Raw genomic sequence first — 24,205 nt, 5'->3', positions numbered from 1 at the left:
CGGAGGCGCACGGTGCCGACCCCTCGGTCCCGCCCCCGGCGGAGCGCCCCGATCTTCCTTCGAGATCGAGGCAGGCCGCCCGCGAGGCGGGGAAGCCCCCTCAGCCGCGCCAGTCGAAGAAACCCGGCCCCGCCGCCGACAGCAGGCGCTCGGCCAGCGCCACGCCCATCTCCGGCCCGTCCCCGGCGGCGCCCTCCTCCTCGCCCGCGTGGTGGGCCGTGCCGTCGGGGGCCAGGATCTCGCCGCGCAGGCGCAGGCGGTCCCCGGAGAGGTCCGCCAGACCCGCGATGGGCGTCTCGCAGGACCCGTCGAGCCGGGCGAGGAACGCCCGCTCCGCCGCCAGCCGCAGCCCCGTCGCCCGATCGTGGAGCGGCGCGAGCAGCGCCCGCGCGCGCGCGTCGTCCTCGCGCCGCTCGATCCCGATCGCGCCCTGCGCCACGGCCGGCAGCATGTCCCCGGGGTCGATGGGCCGCGCCGTCTCCGGGTGCCCCAGCCGCCGCAGCCCCGCCATGGCGAGGAAGGTCGCCGCCGCGACCCCGTCCTCCAGCTTGCGCAGCCGGGTCTGCACGTTGCCCCGGAACTCCACCACCCGAAGGTCCGGCCGCCGCACGATGACCTGCGCGCGCCGCCGCAGGCTCGAGGTACCGACCACCGCGCCCTCCGGCAGGTCCGCCAGACCCCCCTCCTCCCCCAGCGTGACGAACCCGTCGCGCACGTCCTCGCGCGGCAGGAAGCAGTCCAGCACGAGGCCTGCGGGCTGCTCGTTGGGCATGTCCTTCGTCGAGTGGACGGCGATGTCGATCCGCCCGAGGAGGATCGCCTCCTCGATCTCCTTGGTGAAGAGGCCCTTGCCCCCCACCTCGCGCAGCGCCCGGTCCTGGATGCGGTCCCCGGCGGTCGAGATCGGGATCAGCTCGAACGCCGCCTCGGGCAGCCCGTGGGCGGCCATCAGCCTCTCCCGCGTCTCGCGGGCCTGCGCCATGGCGAGCACCGAGCTGCGCGTGCCGATTCGGAAGGGGGCGTCGGGCGAGGGCATGTCCATGCCGAACCGCTAGCCCCGCCCCGCGGCCCTGTCCACCGCGCTTGACAGCCCGTGCCCGGCGGCGGACGGATCGGCCATGACCACAGCTCCCCTCCCGTCCGCCGGGCCGTCCAAGCCCCTCCTGCGCGCCCTCGCCGGCGAGACGCTGCCCACCCCGCCGATCTGGATGATGCGCCAGGCCGGCCGCTACCTGCCCGAGTACCGCGCCACCCGCGCGCGGGCGGGCGACTTCCTGTCGCTCTGCTACGCGCCCGAGCTGGCGGCCGAGGTCACGCTCCAGCCGATCCGGCGCTTCGGGTTCGACGCCGCGATCCTCTTTGCGGACATCCTCCTGCTGCCGCAGGCGCTGGGGCAGGACCTCTGGTTTGTCACGGGCGAGGGCCCGCGCCTGGCGCCGATCACCGACGCGGCGGGCCTGAAGCCCGCGGACGCCGTCCACGAGACGCTGGGCCCGATCTACGAGACCGTCCGCATCCTCGCGCGCGAGCTGCCCGGGGAGACCGCGCTGATCGGCTTCGCGGGGGCGCCCTGGACGGTGATGACCTACATGATCGCAGGGCGCGGCACGCCTGACCAGGCCCCCGCCCACGCCCTGATCGCCGAGGACCGCGCGGCCTTCGAGGCCATGCTCGCCCGGGTCGAGGCGGCGACGGTGGAGTATCTCTCGGCCCAGGCCGAGGCGGGCGCGGAGGTGGTCAAGCTCTTCGACAGCTGGGCCGGGTCGCTGGAAGGGGAGGATTTCGACCGCTACTCCGTCCAGCCCATGCGCCGCATCACCGCGGCGCTGAAGGCCCGCCACCCCGGCCTGCCCGTGATCGCCTTCCCCCGCGGCGCGGGGCGGCGGTACCAAGGGCTCCACGCGGCGATCGGCGCGGACTGCATCGCGCTCGACGACGGGGTGACGCCCGACTGGGCGGCGGGGGCGGTGCAGCCCGGGGGCTGCGTGCAGGGCAACCTCGCCTCCTCCCACATGGTGACGGGCGGCGAGGCCCTGGTGCGCGAGACCCGGCGCACGGTCGAGGCCTTCCGCGGCGGCCCGCACGTCTTCAACCTCGGCCACGGCATCACCCCGGACGCCGACCCCGAGAACGTCGCCCTGATGATCGAGACGGTCCGCTCGGCCTGAAGGCGCGCGCCCCGATGCCAGGCCGCGGGGCGGCGTCTCGCCCGGGCCGCCACCGCCGCACCCGGCCGTGCCGCCCGTCCGGCGGGGACCGAGCGATCAGGACCGGATCGGCGCCCCTCCCCTTCGTGGACGGAGACGTCGCCGGGGAGATTCCGGAAGAAGGGTGGCGGCGCGTCCCCCCTCCCCCCGGCAGGCGCGGCGAGCGGCGGCCCCCTCCCTCCGGGACCGCCCCGCGCTTGACCCCGCCGCCCCGGTGGCGCCACCTCGCCCGGTGACATGGACCGTCTTCCTCGCCGTGCTCCTCGCCGCGCTCCTCCACGCGGGCTGGAACGCCGTGGTCAAGGGCAGCTCCGACAAGCTCGCCGGGATGGCGGCGATGGCGGTCGGCCACGCGGTGCCCGGCGGCCTCGCCGTCCTCCTCTTCCCGCCCGTCGATCCCGCCGCCTGGCCGTGGATCGCGGGATCGGTCGCGCTCCACTTCGGCTACCTGCGGTTCCTCCTCCTCGCCTACCGCCTCGGCGACCTGTCGGAGGTCTATCCCCTCGCGCGCGGCTCGGCACCGCTGCTCGTCGCGCTCTTCAGCACCGTGGTGCTGGGCTCGGCGCTCTCGGGGATGCAGCTCGCGGCCGTGGCCGTGATCGCGGCGGGCATCCTCTCCATCGGCCTCGCGCGGCGCGGCCGCGCCAACCCCTCCGCCGTCGCCGCCGCCCTCGTCACGGGGGTCTTCATCGCCGCCTACTCGCTGATGGACGGGGTGGGCGCGCGCGTCTCGGGCAGCCCGGTCGCCTTCTTCGGCTGGGCCGCGCTCCTCGGTGCGATCCCCTTCGGCCTCTACGCCGAGCGGCGCCGCCCCGGCCTCGTGCTCCGGCTTCCCCGCCTGGCCCCGGCGGCCTTCTTCGGCGGCGGCTGGGCCAGCTTCACCGCCTACGCCATCGTCGTCTGGGCCTTCACGCAGGCGCCCATCGCCCTCGTCACCGCCCTGCGCGAGACCTCCATCGTCTTCGCCCTGCTCATCGGCGCCCTCGTCCTGCGCGAGCGGGTGGACCTCGCCCGCATCGCCTCCACCTTCGTCACCCTGGTCGGCGTCGCGCTCCTGCGCTTCGCCCGCTGAGCGCCCCGCCCCCGCCACGATCCGCCGCGAGGGAGTGGGCCCATGCGCTTCGTCCTCCGCCGCCTCTTCGTCGCGATCCCCGCCGCGATCGCCTTCGGCGCGGCGACGGTCCTCCTGAAGATGCCCATCCGCGACGGCGAGGCCCTCCTCCTCGGCGAGGAGGCGACGAAGATCGAGGTCGCCTTCCTTCGAATGGCCCGCCTCGCGCTCGAGGCCGCGCCGGATACGGCCCCCGCCCTCCTCGCGCGCGGCACGGGCTTCGCGCCGGCCGAGGTGCGCCTCGCGCTGGAGGGCATCGCCGACGGCTCCGCCCTCCTCGCCGCGCGAACGGTCGCGCCAGGGGTCGCGGCAGGGGTCGCGGCAGGGGACGCGCCAGGGGATGCGGGAGGGGACGCGGCGGCGGCCCGGGCGGCGGCCATGGACCGGCCCGCCGGCGATCGGCCCGCCATGGACGGGCCCGCCACGGAAGGCCCCACGGGCCCGGACGTCCGCATCGCCGGTGCGCGCTTCGTCCGCCCGCCCGCTCCCTAGAGCGTCCGGACCTCGCCGAACCCGATCCGTTCGTCCCAGGGGCCGGGGGCGCCCGCGAGGTGGCGCAGGGCCTTGAACACCCCCGCATGGGAAAGCCACAGCTCGCCCTCCCCCGCCCGCTCCAGCGCGGCGGCGACGCGGGCCGCCATCTCGGCGACCGTCTCGCCGCCGGGGGGGCGCCAGTGCAGCGTGTCGGCGGCCCAGGCGTCGATCTGGCCGCGTGGCACCGCGTCCCAGGGTCGCATCTCCCAGGCGCCGAAATCCATCTCCCGCAGGCCGGGGTCGGCCACCGCCCGCACCCCCAGCCGCGCCGCCAGCCGCCGCGCCGGCCCCGCGCAGCGCCCCAGCGGCGAGTGGCGGACCGCCGTCGCCCCGACCTGCAGCGCGTCGATCGCCTCCTCCCAGCCCGGCAGGAGGGCGAGATCGCTCGCCCCGTAGCAGACCCCCCGGGCCACGTCGGGCGGCGGATGGCGCAGGAAGGTCAGAGGCATGCCGCGATCCCCGCCAGCACCGCCAGCTCGCCCGCCTGCTCGACCGCGCCGAGGCAGTCGCCCGTGTAGCCGCCGAGGCGTCGCTCGAACCGCCGCCGCACCAGCCGGTGCGACAGCGCCAGGAGGGCCAGCGCCGCCGCCGCGCCCCACGGCACCAGAAGGGCCGCCGGCACCAGCGCCGCCGCCGCGACCGACGCGCCGAGGCCCCAGCCCGGCGCGCCCCGCTCCACGGGCTTGGCGGTGCCGTGGTCGCGCACGTAGGGGGCCGTCGCCATCACCAGCACCGCGCTGAGGCGCCCGCCCGCATGGGCCGCGACCAGGGCGGCCGCCGCCGTCCAGGGCCCCATCACGGCCAGGGCCGCGACCTTGCCCGCCAGCAGAAGCCCGATCCCGAGGACGCCGTAGGTCCCCAGCCTGCTGTCGCGCATGATCTCCAGCGCGCGCTCGCGGGTGGCGCCGCCGCCCAGGCCGTCGCACATGTCCGCGAACCCGTCCTCGTGGAACGCCCCGGTGGCCAGGACGCCCGCCGCCACGGCCGCCACCCCCGCGAAGAGGGGCGAGACGGGCGCGCCCGCCCAGAACGCCGCGCCCGAGATCAGCCCGACGAGGATCCCGACCCCCGGGTACCAGCGCGGCGTCAGGGCCATCCGCTCCGCCGACCAGGCCGGCTCGCCCACGGGCAGGCGCGTCAGGAACTGCACCGCGAGGCGGAAGACCGTCCACTCCTCCCGCAGGCTCACCCCGCCGGGGGCCCGGCCGACACGCCCGCATCCTCGAAGCTCGCCATCTCGGCGAGCATCGCCGCCGCCGCCCGCACCAGGGGGAAGGCCAGCAGCGCGCCCGTCCCCTCGCCCAGACGCAGCGCGAGGTCGAGCAGCGGCTCCGCCCCCAGCCCCTCCAGCAGCGCCCCGTGCCCCGCCTCGGCCGAGCGGTGGCAGAACACCATCGCCTCCCGGCAGCCCGGGTCGAGGTCCAGCGCGGACGCCGCCGCCGCCCCCGCGATGAACCCGTCCACCAGGACCACGCGGCGGGCCCGCGCCGCGCCCAGCATGGCGCCGGCCATCATCGCGATCTCGAAGCCGCCGTATTCCCGCAGGGCGTCGACCGCGCCCATCCGGTCCGGGCACCGCCCCGCCGCCCCCTCCAGGGCGGCGCGCTTCCGCGCCAGCCCGGCGTCGTCCAGCCCCGTCCCGCGCCCGACCAGCGGGCCCACGGGGCGGCCCAGCAGCTTGGCCGCCACCAGCGCGGCCGAGGCCGTGTTGCCGATCCCCATCTCACCGAAGGCCGCCGCGTCCGCCCGCACCCCCGCGCCCAGCGCCCGGCCCGCCTCCAGCGCCTCGCGGACCTGATCGGCCGACATGGCCGGCCCCTCACGGGCGTCCGCCGTGCCCGCCCCGATCCGGCGCGAGACCAGGCCCTCGGCCTCCAGCGGCTCTCCGGCGACGCCGGCGTCCACCACCGTGACCTCGGCCCCCACGGCCCGCGCGAAGACCGACGCCGCCGCCCCGCCCGCCAGGAAGTTGCCGACCATCTGGCGCGTCACCTCCTGCGGGAACGCGCTCAGCGCGGCCATGCCATGATCGGCCGCGAAGATCAGCAGCCGGCAGCTCTCGACCCGGGGGGCCGGCGTGCCCTGCAGGGCCGCGACCTGCGCCGCCAGCCCCTCGATCCGCCCCAGCGAGCCCGGCGGCTTGGTCTTGCCGTCCAGGGCGGCCTGGATCGCCTGCGCCGAAAGGGCGGCCCTCACGTCCATTTCGCCACCGGCGGCAGGGACATCAGCACCGCGTTCGCGTCGTGGCCCGTCTCCAGCCCGAACTTCGTGCCGCGGTCGTAGACGAGGTTGTACTCGGCGTAGAGGCCCCGGTGGACCAGCTGCGCCTCGCGCTCGCCTTCCGTCCACGGCTCGGGCTGGCGCTTCTCGACGAGGGGCAGGTAGGCCGGCAGGAAGGCCGATCCGACGGCCCTGGTCAGCGCGAAGTCCTCGCCCAGGTCGCCCGTCGAGAGGTCGTCGTAGAACACGCCCCCCACGCCCCGCGCCCGGCCCCGGTGGGGCACGAAGAAGTACTCGTCCGCCCAGTCCTTCATGCGCCCGTACTCGCCCGCCCAGGGGGCCAGCGCCTCCTCCAGGGTGCGGTGGAAATGGGCGGTGTCCTCCTCGAATGGGATGGCGGGGTTCAGGTCCGCGCCGCCCCCGAACCAGTGCGCGTGGGGGGTCCAGAACATCCGCGTGTTCATGTGCACCGCCGGCACGCGCGGGTTCGCCATGTGCGCGACGAGCGAGATCCCCGAGGCCCAGAACCGCGGGTCCTCGGCCATGCCGGGGATGCCCTTGCGCGCCGCCATCGCCGCCTGCGCGCGCGGCTGCAGCACCCCGTGCACCTCCGACCAGTTCACGCCGACCTTCTCGAAGACCGCGCCGCCGCGCAGCACGGACATGATCCCGCCGCCCGCGTCGGACCCGTCCTCGGACCGGCGCGCCGTCGGCGTCACCTCGAAGCGCGCGCCCGTCCCGAAGCGGGCCTCCAGCGCCTCGAAGGCAGCGACGATCTCGCCCCGGAGGGCCTTGAACCACGCCGCGGCCTCGGCGCGCTCGGTCTCCATGTCCGTCGCGTGAGCGTTCATACCCGTCCCTCCATCCGGCCCGCCTAGCATCGGGCACGGCTCGCGGCTATCCTCGGGGGCATGCGGCGCGCCTTGATCTCGATCACGTTCCTCCTCGCGCTCGCGGGCTGCGCCCGGCAGGCCTGCCTCGACGGCGCCACGCGCGAGCTGCGGCGCGTCGAGTCCCTCCTCGCCGAGTCCGAGACCGCCCTCGCCCGCGGCTACCGCGAGGAGACGGTCCTCGCGCGCGGTCCGGTGGCGGGCTTCACGCTCTGCGCCTCGCGGGACGTGGCGGGCCTCTGCGTCGGCCAGCCCGCGGCGGCGACGCGCACCCGCGCCGTCGCCATCGACCCGGCGGCGGAACGGCGGACCCGCGACAACCTTCGGACGCGGGTCTCCCAGCTCCGCCGGGAGGCGTCGCGCGCCGTGGCCGCCTGCCCCGCCTGAGGGCTGGGGCCGCGTTCGTCGCCCGTGCGGCGCGTATGGGATCGGGGGCGTCATGGAGGCATCCTGCCACGCGGGGGTTCCCGATCCGTTAACGCACCGCGCGGTGCGTCGGGCCGGCGTCGAGGGCACCGCGCTGCGGCCAGATTCTCAGAACCTTCTCAGAGACATGCCCCCTCAGGGCCGGCCCCCTCCCGCCGCCGCCACGCCCGCGCGGCCCGCGGCCCTCAGTGCGCCGGGGCCCGCGCCGCGTCCAGCAGCGACCGCCCGCCGTCCACGGTCAGCACCTCGCCCGTGACGAACCCCGCCCCGTCGCTGGCCAGGAACTGCGCCGCCTCCGCGACCTCGGCGGGCCGCGCGATCCGGTGCAGGGGCGTGTGCTCGGTGATGTCCTCGCGCCAGTCCCCGTTCTCCTTCAGGGCGCCCTTGAGGGACGAGGACATGACGCTGCCGAACGCCACCGCGTTCACCCGGATCCGCCGGGGCGCCAGCGCCACGGCCAGCGACCGCGTCATCTGGTCCAGCGCCGCGGCCGAGACCGAGTAGGCCAGCAGCTCCGGCTGGGTCCGCCGCGCCGCGATGGAGGAGAGGTTCACGATCGAGCCGATCACCCCCTCGTCGCGCCCCTCCTCCTCGGCCTGCCGGATCATCCGACCCGCGACGGACTGCGAAAGGCGCAGGGACGTCAGCAGGTTCTGGCGCAGCAGCTCCTCGACGGAATCGTCCTCGGGGTTCAGGGGGTCGGTCGGCATCACCTGCCGCGAGGCGTTCACCAGCACGTCGATCCGGTCGAAGGCGTCGATCGCCGCCGACAGGAGGTTCGCGACCGTCAGCTTCTCGCGCAGGTCGCCCGCGAAGACGCGGTAGCCCCCCGATTCGTCCGAGGCCCCGACCTCCTCGGCCAGCGCGGCCTCGTCGCGATCGGCGAAGACGACGTTCGCCCCCTGGTCGAGGAAGTGCCGCCCGATGGCGAGGCCGACGCCGCTCGCGGCCCCGGTGACGATGGCGGTCCTGCCGCGGATCGAGAAGGACATGGATTCTCCCGCTGTAGGGGCGCCGGTCTAGCGCGGGCCGGCGTGTCGCGCCTAGGGGTTCCGTCGCGGCGACCCGCCGACGAGCAGCTTGAACGCGGGCGTGCCGCCCACCTCCTCCACATGGCGGAACCGCTCGGCCAGCGCGGCCTCGTAGGGCAGGTGGCGGTTGGCGACGAACCAGGCGCGCCCCTTGGGGGACAGCACCCGCGCCGCCTGCGCGATGAACGCACGCCCCAGTGCCGGATCGGCCGCGCGCCCTTCGTGGAAAGGGGGGTTGCAGATCACCGCGTCCGCGGGCCGGTCGGGGGTCCAGCGGGTCGCGTCGGCCCAGTGGAAGCGGGCGCGCGGATCGGCGATCGCCCGCCGCGCGGCGTCCAGCGCGTCCTTCTCGGCCTCCACCAGGTCGATCCGCTCGACGCCCTCGCGCAGCAGCGCGGCGGCGCTCAGCAGCCCCCACCCGGCGCCGAGGTCGACCAGGTGGGCCGGCATCCGCGCGGGCAGCGCCTCCGCCAGCATCAGCGAGGCCGGATCGGCCCGCCCGGCGCTGAACGCCCCGGCGGGCGTCTCGAAGGTCCCCCAGGGCGTCGCGACCTCCGCGGCCCCCGCGGCCCAGCCTTCGGGCGCGGGCCCGCCGGGCACCCGGAACACCTTGCCATGCGCCTTCGAGATGGCCGGCGACGTGCCCGGGACCGCCTTCCGGCACGCCCGGAGGAGCCCTTCGATCCCGTCCGCCTTCAGCCCCTCGACCAGCACGGGTGCGCCGGCGGGCACCGCCTCCATCGCCTTCGCCACCAGGGCCTTGGCATGCTCGCGGGCGCGGGGCATCCGGACATGGGCGGCCGCGAAGGGCCCCCCGGGGGTCTCCGCCTCCACGGCCACCCCTGCGGCGGCGAGCGCGTCGAGGTCGGGCCGGAACCCTGTCACCGCCAGCACGTCGCCCAGGGGCGAGAGGTCCTCGCCCGCGCGGGGGCGCAGGGACAGCACCCGCCCTTCGGGCAGGGGCCATTCGCGAACGGCGAGGTCGAGGCGGGTGGGCGTCGGCATGATCCGCCGGCGCCTACTCCTTCTCCATCGTGCACTGCAACGGGTGCTGGTGGCGCTGGGCGAAGTCCATCACCTGCGTCACCTTCGTCTCCGCGATCTCGTAGGAGAACACCCCCACCACCGCGAGGCCCTTCTTGTGCACCGTCAGCATCAGCTCGAAGGACTGCGCGTGATTCAGGCCGAAGAACCGCTCCAGCACGGCGACGACGAACTCCATGGGGGTGTAGTCGTCGTTCAGCAGCAGCACCTTGTAGAGGGGCGGCTTCTGCGTTTTGGGCTTGGCCTTCGGCCGCAGCGCGACGTCCACGCCCGGGGCGGCGGGCGCGTCGTCCTTGTCGGCCATGCGGATGGTCTGCGGCATCGAAAGGCCCCGGTTCGGATCGGATTGTCGGACGGTCAGGCCCGACCATATAAGCGCCGCGTCCTGCCTGTGAAGGCCCGCCATGGGGATCCCCGATGCCGCTGGAATGCTTCGCCTTCGACGCCGACGACACGCTCTGGCACAACGAGCGTTTCTTCCGGCTGACCCATGCGACCTTCTTCGACCTGCTGAAGGACCATGCCGACCCCGACCACCTCGGCGCGCGCCTCCTCGAGGCCGAGCGGCGCAACCTCGGCACCTACGGCTACGGCATCAAGGCGTTCACGCTCTGCATGATCGAGACCGCGCTCGAGGTGACGGAAGGCCGCGCCCCCGGCCCCGTCATCGCCGAGATCGTCGCCGCGGGGCGCGAGATGCTGTCCCATCCGATCGACCTGCTGCCCGGCGCGCGCGAGGCGGTCGAGACGGCCGCGGCGCGCGGGCGCGCGGTCATGGTCACGAAGGGCGACCTCCTCGACCAGGAGCGCAAGCTCGCCCAGTCGGGTCTCGGGGACCTCTTCGACCATGTCGAGATCGTCTCCGAGAAGGACCCGGCGGTCTATGCGCGCGTCTTCGGCGCGGCGGCGGCCCGGACGCTGATGGTGGGCGATTCGATGCGCTCGGACATCCTGCCCGCGCTCGCCGCGGGGGCCTTCGCGGCCCACGTGCCGCAGGGCGTCCCCTGGGCGATCGAGCATGCCGAGGCCCCGGAGAATCATCCCCGATTCCGCCGCGCGGCGGACTTGTCGGGGTTCCCCACCCTTGTGGACGAGCTCGACGAAGTGACCTGAGGGCAACGCGTTGGCCGATCTGGTGCCCAGCCGCGCCGGACCCGCAAGCCGTGGGTGAGGATTTCCGCGCACCGCCTTGAGAACGTCGAAACTTCGCCCTCGCCGGCCGCGTCCGCGCCATGGTATCGAGACGTCGAGCGGCCGCGATCAACGACGGCCGCCGAGGCAGAAATCGAGGCAGACATCGTGCGGACCCGTCCGGGGCTATCGCCCCTATCCTACCTGATCGCGGCCCTGATCTGGGGGCTGTTCGCGCTGGCCGCCCAGACGGCCCATTCGGCGCCCTACGCGGCCATGGTGATCGACGCCCGCACGGGCGAGGTCCTGCATTCGCGGAACGCGGACACGCCCCTGCACCCGGCGTCGCTTACGAAGATGATGACCCTCTACATCGCGTTCGACGCGATCGAACGGGGCGAGATCGGCCTCGACACCCCGATCCCCATCAGCGCCCACGCCGCGGCGACCCCCTACGCGATCGGCTTCCGGGCCGGCTCCTCCGTGCCGCTGCGCCACCTCCTGCGGGCGGCGGCGATCCGCTCCTCCAACGACGGGGCCACCGCGATCGCCGAGGCCCTCTCCGGCTCGGAGGAGGCGTTCGCCCGCCGCATGACCGAGACGGCCCGCGCCCTGGGAATGTCGCGTACGACGTTCCGCAACGCACACGGCCTCACCGCCTCGGGGCACATGTCCACCGCGCGCGACATGACCACGCTGGGGCGGCGCGTGTTCTACGACTTTCCCCAGTACTACAACCTCTTCTCCCGCCGCAGCGCCGATATCGGCATCACCACGGTGCGCAACACGAACCGGCGCCTCCTGGACGCCTATCGCGGGGCGGACGGCATCAAGACGGGCTTCACCAATGCCGCCGGCTGGAACCTCGTCGCCTCGGCCGAGCGGGGCGGCGAGCGGGTCGTCGCCACCGTCTTCGGCGGTCAGAGCGCCGGCTGGCGCAACGCCCGCGTGGCCGAGCTGCTCGACATGGGGTTCGAGCGCGCGCCGACCCACGCGACCGTGCGCCGCCCCCGGCACGTGGACCTCACGGGCATCGCGCGGGGCGGGGCCGCCACGACGCTGCGGACCTCCGGCGCGGTGTCGCGCTCCATCCGGCCGCACGGAAGGCCCCGCCGCGGCACGCCGGTGCTGACGGTCGAGATGCAGGATCTGATCGAGGAGGCCGTCGGCGTCGCCCTTCTCGAGCCCGAGGCAGACGCCTCCGCCGCCGAGGAGGAGGCCGCAGCCGCGCCCATGCCCGCGCCGCAGCAGGGCGACGCGCCCGCCGCCGGGGAGACGGTCGTCGCCCAGGCGCAGGCGCCCGCCGAGGAGGAAGGGGGGGACGCCCTGCGCCTCGCCGCCGCCGCGCCCGACCCCGCCCCGGAAGCACCGGATGCAGGCGCCGCCCTCGCCCAGGAGGCGCCGGCCGACCTTTCCGCGGGCGATGCACCCGAAGGGGCGCCGCTCCTCGCGGTCGCGGAGCCGCAGATCGTCATCGAGGCCGTGCCGCTCCTCGCCACCGTCCCGGTCGCGGAAGCCGCCGTCGGCCTGCCGGCCATCGCCGATCCCGCAGCCGCCATCGCCCGCCCCGAGGCGATCGAACGCGTCTCCACCTCCGGCGGCGAGCGTCTCGCCGCCGCGCATCTCGGCCTCTACCCGACCGAGTTCGAGGCCAGGCGCGCGCTGCTGCAGGCCGCCCTCGCGGACGTCTCGACCCTCTCGGAGGCGCGCCGGGCGGTGCGCCACTCCCCCCGGGGCTGGGCCGCGCGCTTCGAGGGACTGACGCCCGCCGCCGCCGGCAGCGCCTGCGCCCGCCTCGCGGCGCGCGGCGCGGGCTGCGAGGTCGAGGCGCCCTAGCCCGCCGCCGCGTCCGAGGCGCGCATGTCGAAGGCCGCCCCGAGGAGCGCGCGGGTATAGGCCGTCCTGGGTGCGGTGAAGATCCCCTCCGCCGTGCCCTCCTCGACTACGTCGCCCTCCTTCATCACCATGACGCGATGCGACAGCGCCCGGACCACCTTCAGGTCGTGCGATATGAAGAGATAGGCGAGGTCGTGGCGCCGCTGCAGGTCGCGCAGGAGCTCGACGATCTGCACCTGCACCGTGGCGTCGAGCGCGCTCGTCGGCTCGTCCAGGACGACCAGCTCCGGCCGCAGGATCATCGCGCGCGCGATCGAGATGCGCTGGCGCTGCCCGCCCGAGAACTCGTGCGGGTAGCGATCCATCGCGGCCGGGTCGAGGCCGACCTCCTGGAGTATCTCGGCCACCATCTCGCGGCGGTCGCGGCCGGGATCGACGCCGTGCACGCCGAGGCCCTCGGCGACGATCTCGGCCACGGTCATCCGCGGTGAGAGGCTGCCGAACGGGTCCTGGAACACGATCTGCATCTCGCGCCGGAGGGGGCGTAGCGCCTTCTCGCGCAGGCCCTGGATGTCGCGGCCCTGGAAGACCACCGGCCCGTCCGACCGGATCAGCCGCAGGATCGCCAGCGCCAGCGTGGTCTTGCCCGACCCCGATTCACCCACCACGCCCAGCGTCTCGCCCCGCCGGACGTGCAGCGTGGCCGCGTTCACCGCCTTCACATGCCCTACCGTGCGCTTGAGGAGGCCGCGCTGTATCGGGAACCAGACGCGCAGCCCCTCGGTATGGACGATCTCCTCGGCGGCGTCGGGGACCGGGTCCGGGCCGCCCGCCGATTCGGCGGCCAGCAGCATGCGGGTGTACGGGTGCCGGGGGGCGCGGAAGATCGTCTCGGCGTCGCCCTGCTCGACGATCTCTCCGTCCTTCATCACGCAGACCCGGTCGGCGATGGCCCGCACCACCCCGAGGTCATGCGTGATGAAGAGCATGGACAGGCCCCGCTCGCGCTTCAGATCGGCGAGCAGCTCGAGGATCTGCGCTTGGATGGTGACGTCCAGCGCGGTCGTCGGCTCGTCGGCGATCAGCAGGTCGGGACCGTTGGCCAGCGCCATCGCGATCATCACCCGCTGCCGCTGGCCGCCCGAAAGCTGATGCGGATAGGCTGCCAGCCGGCTTTCGGGATCGCGGATGCCGACCTGGTTCAGCAGCTCCACGATGCGGTCGCGCTTCGCGCCCCCCGACAGCCCCTGGTGCAGGTCCAGCGCCTCGCCCAGCTGCTTCTCGATCGTGTGCAGCGGGTTCAGCGAGGTCATCGGCTCCTGGAAGATGAAGGAGATGTCGTTGCCACGCACGCGCCGCAGCTCCCTCTCCGGGGCGCCGATCATCTCGGCGCCGTCATAGCGCACGGACCCTTCGACGCGGGGCGCGCCGGGCACAAGGTCCACGGTCGAGAGGGCCGTCACCGACTTGCCCGAGCCCGACTCGCCCACCAGCGCGACGGTCTCTCCCCGGTCCACGTGGAAGGACACGCCCTTGACGGCCTCCACGTCCCGCCCCTCCGACCGGAACGTCACGCGAAGGTCGTCCACTTCGAGGAGGCGATCGGTCACTGGAAGGTCTTCCGGGGGTCGAACGCGTCGCGCACGCCCTCGAAGATGAACACGAGGAGCGAGAGCATGATCGCGAAGGTGAAGAAGGCGGTGAACGCCAGCCAGGGCGCCTGGAGGTTGTTCTTGGCCTGCAGCGTGAGCTCGCCCAGCGAGGGCGCCGAGGAAGGCAGCCCGAAGCCCAGGAAGTCCAGGGAAGCCAACGTGCCGATCCCCCCGGTGATCAGGAAGGGCAGCAGCGTCACCGTCGCCACGAGGGCGTTGGGCAGGACGTGGCGCAGCATGATCGTCCCGTCCCGGACCCCGAGGGCGCGGGCCGCGCGGACGTACTCGAAGTTGCGGGCGCGCAGGAACTCGGCCCGCACGACGCCGACGAGGGCGGGCCAGGCGAAGAGCGTGGTTATGAACACCAGCAGCCAGAACGATCGGCCGAGGATCGCGAAGAGGATGATGATGATGTAGAGCGACGGGGTGGAGCCCCATATCTCGATGAAGCGCTGCATCAGGAGGTCGGTCCAGCCGCCGAAATAGCCCTGGATCGCCCCCAGCGCGATGCCGATCAGGGACGCGATGCCCGTGACGATGAGGGTGAAGAGGATCGACAGCCGGAAGCCGTAGATCACCCGCGCCATCACGTCCCGGTGCGAGCGGTCCGTCCCCAGGAGGTTCGCCCCCCGCTGATCCGGGGGCAGCAGGCCGAAGCGCCGCTCGCCCGTCTCGTCGGTGTAGAAGCCGATCACGTCGGGGGCGCCCGGCGCGCTGCCGCGGCGGTCCACGATGGTTCGGTAGCCGTAGGGAATCAGCGGATCGAGGACCCAGCCCTCGACCTGATCCTCCCACACGGTCTCGCCCGCGTCGATGCGGGCGATGAGGTCCTCGGGCTCGTAGTAGCACTCCTCGTAGCCGCCCGTCTTGATGAGGCAGCGGACCTCGACGTCGCGGTAGATCGCCTCCGTCGGTACGTCGCCGCCGAAGGTCCGCTCGGAGTAGAACTGCGTCAGGGGGGTGTACAGCTCGCCCCGGTACTGCACGAGGAGGGGGCGGTCGTTGGCCAGAAGCTCCGCGAAGAGCGAGAGGCCGAAGAGCAGCGCGAAGATCCACAAGGACCAGTAGGCGCGCCGATTGCGGGTGAAGTTGCGCCAGCGGCGCTGGTTCAGCGGCGAGAGCGCGAGGCGCCGGCGGCGCGGGACGGGCGCGGCGACGGGCGCCGGCGCGCCCAGGGCTTCGGCGGGCGCGTCGACGCGCCGCTCGTCGATGCGGTCGGGCCGGTCGGGGCCCGGAAGGGGGCGCTGATCGTTCATCAGGTCCTCCTCGCCTCGAAGTCGATGCGGGGGTCCACGAGGACGTACATCAGGTCCGACAGGATGCCGACGACGAGGCCGACGAGCCCGAAGAAGAAGAGCGTGCCGAAGATCACCGGGTAGTTGCGCGCGACGGCCGCCTCGAACCCCAGTCGACCCAAGCCGTCGAGCGAGAAGATCGTCTCGATGATGATCGAGCCGCCGAAGAACACCGCGATGAAGAGGCCGGGGAAGCCTGCGATCACGATCAGCATCGCGTTGCGGAAGACGTGCCCGTAGAGCACGCGCCCCTCGGACAGGCCCTTGGCCTTGGCGGTCATCACGTACTGCTTCCTGATCTCGTCGAGGAAGGAGTTCTTCGTCAGCAGGGTCAGCGTCGCGAAGGACGCGATGGTCGACGCCGCGACCGGCAGGGTGATGTGCCAGAAGTAGTCGCCGAGTTGCCCGAAGAGGGTCGTCGGCCCGTCCGGGCGCGGGGCGCCCGGCGGCACCGCGCGCACGAGGCCCGCGACGGAGAGGAGGCCGATCAGCACGAGGCCGAGCCCCGCCCCGAGCGCCATGCGCAGGAGGATCGCGCCCGCCCCCTCCGCGCCCCGCCGCGCCGCCCATGCCGCCCAGAGCGTGCCGGCGGCCGCCGGGGCTGCGACGATCCAGAGATGCTGCCCTTCGCCGCCGAGAAGGTCGCCGGCCAGCCCCCGGGCGGCCAGCGCGGCGAGGACCAGGCCCGCCGCCCCCCCGGCCAGCACCGCAAGGCCCGGCCCGGCCCGCCCGGACCCCGCCCGCCGCGCCGCCAGCGCGCCGAGCCACGCCCCCGCGAGGACGAGGAGGATGAACGGCAGGTAGAGCTGCACCCGCCCCAGCGGCGACAGCACGTCGAAATAATCCGAGGTCAGCCCGCGAAGCGGATAGGCTTGGTAGTAGGACCCGCCCGCGAAGAGCACGAGGAGGAGGATCGCGAAGAGGAAGCCGGGGATGGCGTAGCCCACGATGATGAGGCCCGAGGTCCATGTGTCGAAGCGCGAGCCGTCGCGCACCGCCTTGCGGATGCCCAGCGGGATCGAGATCAGGTAGGCGATCAGCGTCGACCAGAGCCCCAGCGTGATCGAGACCGGCATCTTGTCGAGGACGAGGTCCACCACGGAGGTGCCGGGATGGCGGAAGCTCTCGCCGAAGTCGAAGCGGACGTAGTCCCAGATCATCAGCCAGAACCGCTCGAAGGCGGGGATGTCCACGGCCTCGCATTCCGGGGCGTCGAAGGCCGGCGCGCCCTCGTGGCCCGGGGCGCAGACGAGGCGGGCGAAGTTGTACTGGACGCGCAGCTCGTCGAGGAAGCTCTGCGGCAGGCCCCGCGCGCCGGCATAGCCGTCGTCGGAGGCGCCCTGCTCGATCTCGCCGCCGCCCGTGCCGGCGATGCCCTCGAACACGTCGCCGCCGCCCTCCAGTTCGGCGATGACCTGCTCGATGGGTCCGCCGGGCACGAACTGGGTGAGGACGAAGTTGATGACCATGATCCCGAAGAGCGTCGGGATGATCAGCAGGAACCGCTTGAGGAGGTAGGCGCCCATCCCCGGTTACAGCGCGCCGGCGTCCCGAAGGCGCGCGGCCGCGGCTTCGTCGAACCACCAGAAGTCGAGGTCCCCGAGCGCGAAGGGCGGAATCTCCTCCGGGTGACGGTACATGTCGTAATAGGCGATCGTGTGGAACGGCTTGTACCAATGAGGGATCCAGAACCGCTCCGCCCGCAGGACGCGGTCGAGGGCCGCTGTCGCGGCGCGCAGCTCCTCCTCGGTGCCCGCCTCGACGGCCGCCTCGATCAGGCGGTCCACGGCAGGGTCCATCAGGCCCATCAGGTTGCGCGTGGACTCCTCAGCGGCCTCCGAGCCGAAGAACTGCTCGAGGCCGGTGTCGGGCTCCAGTTGCTGGCGCATGGTGTGGACGGTCAGCTCGAAGTCGTAGTCTCGCCGGCGGTCCGTTTCCTGCGCGGGGTCGACCCGCTCGAGCGTGGCGTCGATCCCTAGCCGGCGCAGGTTCTCGACGAAGGGGTCGTGCACGCGGTCGAAGGTCGGGCTCGCCTCGAGGATGGCGACCGACAGAACCTCGCCGTCCTTGCTCCAGCGTCCGTCCTGGCCGACGGTCCAGCCGGCCTCCTCCAGAAGGGCGGAGGCGCGGCGCAGCGCGGCGCGGTCGAGCTGCCGATTCGAGGAGACTGGCCAGACGAACGCCTCGTCCGTCAGGATGGACGCGTCGAGCAGCCCTTCGTCCACGAGGGGGCGCAGCAGCGCCAGCTCGTCCTCGGACGGGGTGCCGGTGGCGGCGAGGTCGCTGTTCTCCCAGAAGGAGTTGATGCGGTCGTAGAGGCCGTAGAACAGCGCGTCGTTCGACCATTCGAAATTGAACATCAGGCCGATCGCCTCGCGGACGCGGGGGTCCTGGAACTTCGGCAGCCGGGTGTTGAACACGTAGCTCTGCGCGGTGGCGAGGGCGCCGTCAGGCACCTCCTCGGTGACCACCCACCCGTTCTCCACCGCCGGGAAGTCGTAGCCCGTCGCCCAGAGGAGCGAGTTGTTCTCGACCCGGAACGTGTATTCCCCGGCCTTGAACGCCTCGAAGGCGGCGGTGCTGTCGGCGAAGTACTCGACCCTGATGCGGTCGAAGTTGTTGCGGCCACGGTTGATGGGCAGGTCGGCGCCCCAGTAGTCGTCCCGCCGCTCGTAGACGACGCGGCGGTTGAAGTCGAAGTCGGCCAGCTCGTAGGGGCCGGTGCCCATGTACGGCTCCGTCTGGGCCTCGTCGATCCTGAGGTCGTTCGCCTCGAAATGCTCGCGCGAGAGGACGGGCAGCCCGCCGGCGAGGGAGATGCGGTCGCGGGGCGGCGCATCCTCGGCGAAGGTGAAGCGGACGCGATGCTCGTCCACCGCCTCGACCTCGTCGATCTGCCCGCCGAAGGCCGCGCGGAAGGAAGGCAGGGCCTGCTCGATGAAGATGTCGTGGGTGAAGACGACGTCCTCGGCCGTCATGGGCGTGCCGTCCGCGAAGCGGACCTCGGGACGCAGCTCGAACTCCACCCAGGCGAGGTCCTCGGGATAGGTCAGCGTCTCGCAGAGAAAGCAGTAGAGCGAGGTGGGATCGTCCGCCGTCACGGTCATGATCGCCTCGTGGCCGATGTTCGACAGGGCGGCGGGCCGGCCCACCCGGGCGTAGGGATTGAAGCCGTCGAAGGTGCCGGGCGCCCATTGCGAGATCTCGCCGCCCTTCGGGGCGTCGGGATTCACGTAGTCGAGATGGTCGAAATCCGCGGCGTACCTGAGGTCGCCGAAGAAGGTGTAGCCATGCGCCGTGACTGTGTCCTCGCCTGCCTGCCCGAAGGCGGCCTGCCCGGCGGCGATCAGCACCCCCGCCCCGACGGCGAGCCCTGCGAGCGCGATCCTGGGATCGGGCCTCGTGGCGGCCCTGGCCTTCGAGGCGCGGCGCGTTTCGCGATCGGTCATGGGCTGGCCTCTTGCTGATGACGTAGGGCGTTCGGCGGTCTTGGAAACCCGCGGGCGAGGCTACGATTCGTTCCGCCCGTTGTTCAAGGGAGGAACGCTGAACGCTCCGTGACCGGATAGGCCGAGGGTGCGGGTGCGGGCCCGCGTAAACCCTTGGCACGGGGCAGGACCCTGCCGGGCGGGGCGGGATGCGGGGGTCGTGACGATCGGACGCGGGGGGGCTTCGCCTCAGCCCTCGGCCTCGAGCCAAGCGATGATGTTGGCGCGGTCCTCGACGTCGCCGATGCCCGAGTAGGTCATCTTCGTGCCCGGCACCCAGCCCGACGGGTTCTCGAGGAAATGACTCAGGTTCTCGGGGGTCCAGACGCCGTCCAGCTCGGCGAAGGCGGAGGAGTAGGCGTATTCCGAGACGGCCGCCTGCTCGCGCCCGACGATCCCGGCGAGGGTGGGGCCGGTGCCGTTCACCCCCGGCTCCATCGCGTGGCAGGCGCGGCATTGGTTCCAGATGCGCCCGCCGGCGTCGGCGTCTGCGCTGGCATAGACCACGTCGAAGGCGACCTCCTCGACGGCCTCCTCCTCCGCGCCGGCGTCAGGCAGCGGGATGACGTAGGCCTGGTGGACCTCGTCGCCGTAATGGTCGCCGCCCGTATGGTAGAGCGTTTCCGCCGCCCAGCCGCCGAGCAGGAAGATCAGCAGCGCGCCGCAGAAGCCGCCGACCAGCTTCGTAAGGGTCATCGTGTCGAACATGGGGGGACGCCTGCTTCCTGCCTGCTAAGTCGGGGCGACATAGACGGTTCCCGCGCGGGCCTTCAAGGTGTAGCGGGCGCGACCGAGGGACACGGGTGCTCGAGGGGGCCGCCGATGGAGAGACCGCGCATCGCCTTCCAGGGCGAGCTTGGCGCCTATGGGCACGAAGCCTGCGCCCGCGCCCGCCCGAGCCACCGGCCGCTGCCCTGCCCCACCTTCGAGGACGCGCTGGCCGCGGTGCGCGACGGGCGCGCCGACCTCGGCATGATCGCGATCGAGAACTCGACCTACGGACGCGTTGCGGACGTGCACCGCCTCTTGCCCGAATCCGGCCTCTCCATCGTGGGCGAGACCTATATCCGCGTCCGGATCGCGCTGATGGCGCCGAAGGGCACCGCGCTCGGGGACATCGGTGTCGTTCGGGCGCATCTCGTGCTGATCCCGCAGGCGCGAGGATTCCTCGACGCGCACGGCATCCGCGCGGAGCCCGCCGCCGACAGCGCCGGCGCCGCCGCGCGCCTCGCCGAGCGGCGCGTGCCCGGCGAGGGGGCGCTGGCCTCGCGCCTCGCGGCGGAGACCTACGGCCTCGACGTGCTGGCCGAGGGCATCGAGGATCACGGCCACAATACCACGCGGTTCCTCGTCATGTCGCGCCGGCCCGATCCGCCACCCGCCGGCGACGGGCCGGTCAAGACGACCTTCGTCTTCCGCGTCCGCAACATCCCGGCCGCCCTCTACAAGGCGATGGGCGGGTTCGCGACGAACGGCGTGAACATGACCAAGCTGGAGAGCTACATGCTCGACGGCTCGTTCGAGGCGACGCAGTTCTACGCCGACATCGACGGCCATCCCGACGACCCGCCCGTCCGCCGCGCCCTGGAGGAGCTGGACTACTTCACCTCGCGCCTCGAGGTCCTCGGCACCTATCCGGCCGGATCGCCTGCGGACTAGCCCCGCCCCTCGCCCGCCGCATGGCGCCGCGAGAGGTCCTGTGCGTAGCCGCGCATCCGCTCCCCCAGCCGCCGGTTCAGCTGCTGCTTGGCCAGGCGCAGGGACTGCACGAGGATTCGGCCGGGGATCGTGGTGGGCCTCAGCTCGATCCCCAGCACGATGCGCGTGCGGCGCGGCGACAGCTCGACGAGATCGACGCCCACGTCGCCCGAGACGCCGCCCGTGCCGGAGACGAAGCGCAGGGCATGCGGCGGATCCATGTCGACGAGACGGAGCCGCGTCTCGCGGGGGCGGCCGCGGAACTCGTAGGTGATGCGCCAGGCGGCGCCGGGGGCCGCCTCCCCGCCGTCGTCGAGCCGCTCGATGTCCGCGCCGCGTCGCAGGATCGCCCGCTCATGCGCGGCGAAGTCGGCGAGGTCGCGCCAGACGAACCCGATCGGCGCCTCGACGTCCTCGCGGTTGCTGAGCTTCATTCTCTCGCCTTTCGCTGCCGCCCGGCCTCCCACTCGCCCCGGGGAAGCCGGCCTTCGACCCAGAGGCGGATCAGGTGCCCCGCGATGGCGCCGGGGCGCGGCGCCCTGATGCGCGGGTGCAGCCCGCCGATCACGGCCAGCCCCTCCTCGCGGGTGATCCAGACCGCGTCCTCGATCTCCGCCGGATCGGCGGCGATCTCGCGGCCGGCCGCCTGGCCCAGGCACCCTATCATCAGCGACCCAGGGAAGGGCCAGGGCTGCGAGCGCAGCACCTCGACCCGCTCGACGGGCACGCCGGTCTCCTCGTGGACCTCGCGGCGCACGGCGGCCTCGAGCGTCTCGCCCGGCTCCACGAAGCCCGCGAGGCAGGAGTACATCCCCTCCGGCCAGCCAGGGCTCCGCCCGAGGAGGAGGTCGTCGCCCTCCAGCACCAGCATGATGACCACCGGGTCGGTGCGCGGGAAGTGGTGGCGTCCGCAGGCCGCGCAGTTCCGCTGCCACCCGCCCTGCGCGACCGCCGTTCCCGCCCCGCAGTTCGCGCAGAAGGAATGCGTCCCGTGCCATTCGAGCAGATGCCTCGCGATGGCCGCGAGCTCGGCCTCCAGCGGGTCCAGGGCGGTCATCCGCGCGCGCAGCTCGGCGAAGGCGCTGCCGGCCGGCGCGTCCGGGTGCCGCTGCTCGGACGGGTCGAAGAAGGCGCCGACCGTGCCCGGGACCTCCTCCGGGGCCCAGTCCACCGCCGCGGCGAGGCGCGGCGCGCCATTCGCGAGGCCCAGGAAGGCGGGGGGCCCGGCGGCGTCCAGCAGCCGGTGGCCTGGCCGCACCCATTCGAGGCCGCGCGCCGACATCAGCGGCTTGCCCCGCCAGAGGGCGAGCACCCGCGCGCCCTCGGCCGCGGCCATGTCGCGTCCGCGCAAGTGCGCCGCCCGGTCCAGCGCTCCGTTCGCGCCCCCGAAGGCGAAGCCGTGATCCGTTCCGTCCATCGCGCCGCCCTGCCACGCGGAGAGGCCGGCCGGAACCCGTTCGCCCTCGGGCGATGCGGAAATGCCGCCCGATGGCTTCCGCGGGAACAGAGAGTCCCGCCGCCGCCTACCCCCTTTGCACGGGGGCGGCTCCTCGCTTATATGGCGGGGGAGAGGTTGGCGCGGGCAGGCGCCTCGCCAACCGGGTCAGGTCCGGAAGGAAGCAGCCCCAACGAGTCCCGCTTGGGTCGTCGTCCAGCCTCTCACCATCCTCGCTACGGTCATAGGCCCACGATCTCGGGCCAGACGGCTCGGCTAGCGCGTGCGAAAGGCGCGACGTGGCCGATGCGGCGCAGGCCGTGGGCCTCGGGCCGCAGCACCGCCTGCTCGTGCCGGGCCTCGGGGAAGGACCGCATGTGCCGCCAGGCCGTCGCCGGCGGGCAGAGGTCGTCGTCGGAGGCCACCACGAAGCGCGCGGTTCCGGTCAGCTCGGCGCCGCGTGGCGGGGGCAGCGCCGGGTCCCCCGCGCTGAAGCCGCGCGTCGTGCACCAGCGGCGCCACTGCCGGAACACCCCGCCCGGAAGGTCGGCCCCCGGCCCGAGCCGCGCGGGAAGATAGCCGGCCGTCCGCACGGCCAGCGCCGCCGGACCCCACCAGAAGCCCGCCGCCACGGGGCGGTAGCGCCAGGGATGGTCGGAGATGTGGACGGGGCCCGATGCGACCGCGACGAAGCGCTCGATCCGCCCGAGGCCCGCCTGATAGGCCAGCCCCAGCCCGCCGAGCGAATGGCCGATCACCCAGATCGGCAGCCCGGGAAAGCGCCTTTCGGCGCAGTCGCGGGCGGCCTGCTGATCGGCGACCGCCCAGTCGGACATGCGCGCCCGACTCTCGCGGGCGGGCCGCACGGCGGAGGAGCCGAAGTCCCGGTAGTCCCAGGTCAGGACCGCCGCCTGCCGCGTCTCGGCCAGCCAGTCGGCGAAGGCCCGGTAGTAGCCCGCAGGCACCCCCGTCGCGCCGTTGATCACCACGACCCGCCGCGGGGGCCCCGCCGGATGCGCCAGCCGCCCGGCCAGCCGGTTCCCCTCGCTCTCGAAGGCGACGGCTTCGGTGGAGCCGCTTTGCCCGGCATGGTCCCGCATGGCGCGTCCTTCCCTGGACCGATCGGTCCAGCCTGGATGCTAGACCGATCGGTCCAACCATGGCAAGAGAGGTCATGGCGACCTTGGCTGCCCCCGCGAAGACAGGCGAGACCACGCGCGAGCGGATCGCCCGCGAGGCGGCGCTCCTCTTCCAGCGCAAGGGGTTCCACGGGACCGGCATGGCCGATGTGCTCGCCGCCGCCGGGGTGCCGAAGGGGTCGCTCTACCACCACTTCCCGAACGGCAAGGCGGACCTCGCGCTCGCGGCCGCCGACTGGGCGTCGGGCTCGCTCCTCGGGATCGTCGAGGATGCGTTCGCCTCGGCGACGCGCTGGGACGACGGGGTGGCGACCCTCTCGCACAAGCTCGCCAAGCTCTTCGAGGAGTCGGGGCGCTGGGCGGGATGCCCGATCACCTCGACCCTCTTCACGAACGAGGAGGACGAGAGGTCCCGCGCCGCCACGGCCGCGCATCTCGACCGGTGGACCGAGGCCGTCGCCCGTCACGCGGCGCGAATGGGTTGCGACGATCCCGCCGCCCGTGCCGAGGGGATGTGGATGGCGGTCCAGGGGGCCTGGACCCTCTCGCGGGTGCGGCGGACGGGCGATCCCCTGCGACGGGTGCCGCGTCTTCTGGGCCTCGCGCCGGAACCGCGTTGAGCGCGCGCCGTTCGCCCCCCATGCGCGACACCAAGGGCACAGAGGAGACGGACGACTCGACAGAGCTGGCGAAGGACCGCACGGATTGGGCCGAGGATCGGACCCTCCTCGCCAACGAGCGCACCTTCGCGGGCTGGATGCGGACCGGCATGGCCGCCATCGCCATCGCGATCGGCCTGCGCGCGGTCTTCGGCGAGTTCGAGCCCGCCTGGGCCGCGAAGATCGTCGCCACCCTCTTCATCGTCACCGCCATCGGCATGTTCTGGGCGTCCGCGACGAAATCGCGGGAGGCGCAGCGGCGCATCCGCTCGCACGACGCGGAGGCGCAGCCCTCCTCCACCATGACCGTCATCGCGGTCGCCCTCTCGGCCGGCGCGCTGGCCACGGGGGCGATCCTCTGGGCGCTGTGAACGGGTGGCGCCGGCCGGCCCGAACGCCTATCTGCAGG

General features: G+C 73.5%; 25 protein-coding genes, 1 other RNA gene and 1 pseudogene. 10 read left to right on the top strand and 17 right to left on the bottom strand.

Features of this window, described 5'->3' with window-relative positions:
• Positions 1-100: 100 nt before the first annotated feature.
• Positions 101-1,042 carry a hydroxymethylbilane synthase gene (hemC, locus tag BCF33_RS12705; protein WP_106161261.1) on the bottom strand — a complete coding sequence of 314 codons (942 nt, stop codon included), beginning with the start codon at positions 1,040-1,042 and terminating at the stop codon, positions 101-103.
• Between the two features lie 76 nt (positions 1,043-1,118).
• Between hemC and hemE the strand changes: the two genes are divergently transcribed.
• From hemE to BCF33_RS12690, 3 genes are all read left to right on the top strand, one after another.
• The gene (gene hemE, locus BCF33_RS12700) at positions 1,119-2,168 is read left to right on the top strand and encodes a uroporphyrinogen decarboxylase (protein WP_106161260.1); all 1,050 of its coding nucleotides are present in this window, start codon (positions 1,119-1,121) and stop codon (positions 2,166-2,168) included.
• Positions 2,169-2,439: 271 nt separating this feature from the next.
• The gene (locus BCF33_RS12695) at positions 2,440-3,279 is read left to right on the top strand and encodes an EamA family transporter (protein ID WP_106161259.1); all 840 of its coding nucleotides are present in this window, start codon (positions 2,440-2,442) and stop codon (positions 3,277-3,279) included.
• Positions 3,280-3,321: 42 nt separating this feature from the next.
• Entirely contained in the window at positions 3,322-3,810 is a 489-nt protein-coding gene (locus tag BCF33_RS12690) for a hypothetical protein (protein WP_106161258.1), read from the top strand.
• Here BCF33_RS12690 and BCF33_RS12685 read toward each other — a convergent pair.
• Genes BCF33_RS12685 through hemF form a run of 4 tightly spaced genes read right to left on the bottom strand, consistent with a single transcriptional unit; the run spans position 3,807 to position 6,923 of the window.
• Positions 3,807-4,301: a histidine phosphatase family protein gene (locus BCF33_RS12685; RefSeq protein WP_106161257.1), complete on the bottom strand. Its 495-nt coding sequence runs from the start codon at positions 4,299-4,301 to the stop codon at positions 3,807-3,809. The two genes, BCF33_RS12690 and BCF33_RS12685, sit on opposite strands and share 4 nt — an antisense overlap.
• Positions 4,292-5,041 (bottom strand): adenosylcobinamide-GDP ribazoletransferase, encoded by a 750-nt coding sequence (cobS, locus tag BCF33_RS12680; RefSeq protein WP_106161256.1) that lies wholly within the window; start codon positions 5,039-5,041, stop codon positions 4,292-4,294. The genes BCF33_RS12685 and cobS overlap by 10 nt, the downstream gene beginning before the upstream one ends.
• Positions 5,038-6,054, bottom strand: coding sequence for a nicotinate-nucleotide--dimethylbenzimidazole phosphoribosyltransferase (cobT, locus tag BCF33_RS12675; RefSeq protein WP_106161255.1), 1,017 nt, complete (start codon positions 6,052-6,054; stop codon positions 5,038-5,040). Before cobT ends, cobS begins: the two co-directional genes overlap by 4 nt.
• Positions 6,045-6,923 (bottom strand): oxygen-dependent coproporphyrinogen oxidase, encoded by an 879-nt coding sequence (gene hemF, locus BCF33_RS12670; RefSeq protein WP_106161254.1) that lies wholly within the window; start codon positions 6,921-6,923, stop codon positions 6,045-6,047. Before hemF ends, cobT begins: the two co-directional genes overlap by 10 nt.
• Before the next feature lie 60 nt (positions 6,924-6,983).
• On the opposite strand from hemF, the gene BCF33_RS12665 reads away from it, so the two are divergent.
• Positions 6,984-7,349, top strand: a complete 366-nt coding sequence (locus BCF33_RS12665) for a hypothetical protein (protein ID WP_106161253.1) — start codon at positions 6,984-6,986, stop codon at positions 7,347-7,349.
• A gap of 224 nt (positions 7,350-7,573) precedes the next feature.
• Here BCF33_RS12665 and BCF33_RS12660 read toward each other — a convergent pair whose 3' ends face one another.
• Genes BCF33_RS12660 through clpS form a run of 3 tightly spaced genes read right to left on the bottom strand, consistent with a single transcriptional unit; the run spans position 7,574 to position 9,785 of the window.
• Positions 7,574-8,380 (bottom strand): SDR family NAD(P)-dependent oxidoreductase, encoded by an 807-nt coding sequence (locus tag BCF33_RS12660; protein WP_106161252.1) that lies wholly within the window; start codon positions 8,378-8,380, stop codon positions 7,574-7,576.
• Between the two features lie 51 nt (positions 8,381-8,431).
• On the bottom strand, positions 8,432-9,424 hold the full coding sequence (locus BCF33_RS12655) for a class I SAM-dependent methyltransferase (protein WP_106161251.1): 993 nt from the start codon (positions 9,422-9,424) through the stop codon (positions 8,432-8,434).
• Positions 9,425-9,437: 13 nt separating this feature from the next.
• Positions 9,438-9,785: an ATP-dependent Clp protease adapter ClpS gene (gene clpS / locus BCF33_RS12650; protein WP_425432779.1), complete on the bottom strand. Its 348-nt coding sequence runs from the start codon at positions 9,783-9,785 to the stop codon at positions 9,438-9,440.
• Between the two features lie 95 nt (positions 9,786-9,880).
• Here clpS and BCF33_RS12645 point away from each other — a divergent pair, with 95 nt between their 5' ends.
• On the top strand, positions 9,881-10,576 hold the full coding sequence (locus BCF33_RS12645; protein WP_106161250.1) for an HAD family hydrolase: 696 nt from the start codon (positions 9,881-9,883) through the stop codon (positions 10,574-10,576).
• A gap of 186 nt (positions 10,577-10,762) precedes the next feature.
• Positions 10,763-12,430: a D-alanyl-D-alanine carboxypeptidase family protein gene (locus BCF33_RS12640; RefSeq protein ID WP_245883825.1), complete on the top strand. Its 1,668-nt coding sequence runs from the start codon at positions 10,763-10,765 to the stop codon at positions 12,428-12,430.
• Here BCF33_RS12640 and BCF33_RS12635 read toward each other — a convergent pair.
• The 6 genes and pseudogenes from BCF33_RS12635 to BCF33_RS12610 all read right to left on the bottom strand — a co-directional run bounded on the left by BCF33_RS12635 (position 12,427) and on the right by BCF33_RS12610 (position 19,573).
• Positions 12,427-14,040 carry an ABC transporter ATP-binding protein gene (locus tag BCF33_RS12635; protein ID WP_211292390.1) on the bottom strand — a complete coding sequence of 538 codons (1,614 nt, stop codon included), beginning with the start codon at positions 14,038-14,040 and terminating at the stop codon, positions 12,427-12,429. The genes BCF33_RS12640 and BCF33_RS12635 overlap by 4 nt on opposite strands.
• A complete protein-coding gene (locus BCF33_RS14235; protein ID WP_106161248.1) occupies positions 14,037-15,338 on the bottom strand; it encodes an ABC transporter permease in 1,302 nt (433 codons plus the stop codon). Before BCF33_RS14235 ends, BCF33_RS12635 begins: the two co-directional genes overlap by 4 nt.
• Positions 15,338-16,084, bottom strand: coding sequence for an ABC transporter permease subunit (locus tag BCF33_RS12625; protein ID WP_281260024.1), 747 nt, complete (start codon positions 16,082-16,084; stop codon positions 15,338-15,340). The genes BCF33_RS14235 and BCF33_RS12625 overlap by 1 nt, the downstream gene beginning before the upstream one ends.
• Positions 16,085-16,126: 42 nt before the next feature.
• Positions 16,127-16,903, bottom strand: a pseudogene (locus BCF33_RS12620) (ABC transporter permease family protein); the annotation flags it as partial.
• A 6-nt stretch (positions 16,904-16,909) separates the two neighbouring features.
• On the bottom strand, positions 16,910-18,826 hold the full coding sequence (locus tag BCF33_RS12615; protein WP_106161247.1) for an extracellular solute-binding protein: 1,917 nt from the start codon (positions 18,824-18,826) through the stop codon (positions 16,910-16,912).
• A gap of 228 nt (positions 18,827-19,054) precedes the next feature.
• Complete coding sequence (locus BCF33_RS12610) at positions 19,055-19,573, bottom strand: c-type cytochrome (RefSeq protein WP_106161246.1); 519 nt, start codon at positions 19,571-19,573, stop codon at positions 19,055-19,057.
• 114 nt (positions 19,574-19,687) lie between these two features.
• Between BCF33_RS12610 and BCF33_RS12605 the strand changes: the two genes are divergently transcribed.
• Positions 19,688-20,524, top strand: coding sequence for a prephenate dehydratase (locus tag BCF33_RS12605; protein ID WP_106161245.1), 837 nt, complete (start codon positions 19,688-19,690; stop codon positions 20,522-20,524).
• On the opposite strand, the gene BCF33_RS12600 is transcribed toward BCF33_RS12605, so the two are convergent.
• Both BCF33_RS12600 and nudC read right to left on the bottom strand, forming a co-directional pair.
• Positions 20,521-20,997, bottom strand: coding sequence for an SRPBCC family protein (locus tag BCF33_RS12600; RefSeq protein ID WP_106161244.1), 477 nt, complete (start codon positions 20,995-20,997; stop codon positions 20,521-20,523). The genes BCF33_RS12605 and BCF33_RS12600 overlap by 4 nt on opposite strands.
• Positions 20,994-21,980 (bottom strand): NAD(+) diphosphatase, encoded by a 987-nt coding sequence (nudC, locus tag BCF33_RS12595; protein WP_106161243.1) that lies wholly within the window; start codon positions 21,978-21,980, stop codon positions 20,994-20,996. Before nudC ends, BCF33_RS12600 begins: the two co-directional genes overlap by 4 nt.
• A 149-nt stretch (positions 21,981-22,129) precedes the next feature.
• On the opposite strand from nudC, the gene ffs reads away from it, so the two are divergent.
• Positions 22,130-22,228, top strand: an RNA gene (gene ffs / locus BCF33_RS12590) — signal recognition particle sRNA small type.
• 12 nt (positions 22,229-22,240) lie between these two features.
• Here ffs and BCF33_RS12585 read toward each other — a convergent pair.
• Positions 22,241-23,098 (bottom strand): alpha/beta hydrolase family protein, encoded by an 858-nt coding sequence (locus BCF33_RS12585; protein WP_106161242.1) that lies wholly within the window; start codon positions 23,096-23,098, stop codon positions 22,241-22,243.
• A gap of 59 nt (positions 23,099-23,157) precedes the next feature.
• Here BCF33_RS12585 and BCF33_RS12580 point away from each other — a divergent pair, with 59 nt between their 5' ends.
• Together BCF33_RS12580 and BCF33_RS12575 are read left to right on the top strand one after the other, a co-directional pair.
• Positions 23,158-23,757, top strand: a complete 600-nt coding sequence (locus BCF33_RS12580; RefSeq protein WP_106161241.1) for a TetR/AcrR family transcriptional regulator — start codon at positions 23,158-23,160, stop codon at positions 23,755-23,757.
• A gap of 20 nt (positions 23,758-23,777) precedes the next feature.
• Positions 23,778-24,167 (top strand): YidH family protein, encoded by a 390-nt coding sequence (locus BCF33_RS12575; RefSeq protein WP_106161240.1) that lies wholly within the window; start codon positions 23,778-23,780, stop codon positions 24,165-24,167.
• Positions 24,168-24,205 lie beyond the last annotated feature (38 nt).

Origin of the sequence: Hasllibacter halocynthiae, from assembly GCF_003003095.1 — a bacterium.
GTDB lineage: Bacteria > Pseudomonadota > Alphaproteobacteria > Rhodobacterales > Rhodobacteraceae > Hasllibacter > Hasllibacter halocynthiae.
Note: the sequence above shows the minus strand (reverse complement) of the source record. Positions and strands in the feature narration are given on the sequence as shown.

Coding starts and splice junctions, on each gene's coding strand:
- hemC (WP_106161261.1), bottom strand. CDS start 1,042: ATGGACATGCCCTCGCCCGACGCCCCCTTCCGAATCGGCACGCGCAGC.
- hemE (WP_106161260.1), top strand. CDS start 1,119: ATGACCACAGCTCCCCTCCCGTCCGCCGGGCCGTCCAAGCCCCTCCTG.
- BCF33_RS12690 (WP_106161258.1), top strand. CDS start 3,322: ATGCGCTTCGTCCTCCGCCGCCTCTTCGTCGCGATCCCCGCCGCGATC.
- BCF33_RS12685 (WP_106161257.1), bottom strand. CDS start 4,301: ATGCCTCTGACCTTCCTGCGCCATCCGCCGCCCGACGTGGCCCGGGGG.
- cobT (WP_106161255.1), bottom strand. CDS start 6,054: ATGGACGTGAGGGCCGCCCTTTCGGCGCAGGCGATCCAGGCCGCCCTG.
- hemF (WP_106161254.1), bottom strand. CDS start 6,923: ATGAACGCTCACGCGACGGACATGGAGACCGAGCGCGCCGAGGCCGCG.
- BCF33_RS12665 (WP_106161253.1), top strand. CDS start 6,984: ATGCGGCGCGCCTTGATCTCGATCACGTTCCTCCTCGCGCTCGCGGGC.
- BCF33_RS12660 (WP_106161252.1), bottom strand. CDS start 8,380: ATGTCCTTCTCGATCCGCGGCAGGACCGCCATCGTCACCGGGGCCGCG.
- BCF33_RS12655 (WP_106161251.1), bottom strand. CDS start 9,424: ATGCCGACGCCCACCCGCCTCGACCTCGCCGTTCGCGAATGGCCCCTG.
- clpS (WP_425432779.1), bottom strand. CDS start 9,785: ATGCCGCAGACCATCCGCATGGCCGACAAGGACGACGCGCCCGCCGCC.
- BCF33_RS12645 (WP_106161250.1), top strand. CDS start 9,881: ATGCCGCTGGAATGCTTCGCCTTCGACGCCGACGACACGCTCTGGCAC.
- BCF33_RS14235 (WP_106161248.1), bottom strand. CDS start 15,338: ATGAACGATCAGCGCCCCCTTCCGGGCCCCGACCGGCCCGACCGCATC.
- BCF33_RS12615 (WP_106161247.1), bottom strand. CDS start 18,826: ATGACCGATCGCGAAACGCGCCGCGCCTCGAAGGCCAGGGCCGCCACG.
- BCF33_RS12610 (WP_106161246.1), bottom strand. CDS start 19,573: ATGTTCGACACGATGACCCTTACGAAGCTGGTCGGCGGCTTCTGCGGC.
- BCF33_RS12605 (WP_106161245.1), top strand. CDS start 19,688: ATGGAGAGACCGCGCATCGCCTTCCAGGGCGAGCTTGGCGCCTATGGG.
- BCF33_RS12600 (WP_106161244.1), bottom strand. CDS start 20,997: ATGAAGCTCAGCAACCGCGAGGACGTCGAGGCGCCGATCGGGTTCGTC.
- nudC (WP_106161243.1), bottom strand. CDS start 21,980: ATGGACGGAACGGATCACGGCTTCGCCTTCGGGGGCGCGAACGGAGCG.
- BCF33_RS12585 (WP_106161242.1), bottom strand. CDS start 23,098: ATGCGGGACCATGCCGGGCAAAGCGGCTCCACCGAAGCCGTCGCCTTC.
- BCF33_RS12580 (WP_106161241.1), top strand. CDS start 23,158: ATGGCAAGAGAGGTCATGGCGACCTTGGCTGCCCCCGCGAAGACAGGC.
- BCF33_RS12575 (WP_106161240.1), top strand. CDS start 23,778: ATGCGCGACACCAAGGGCACAGAGGAGACGGACGACTCGACAGAGCTG.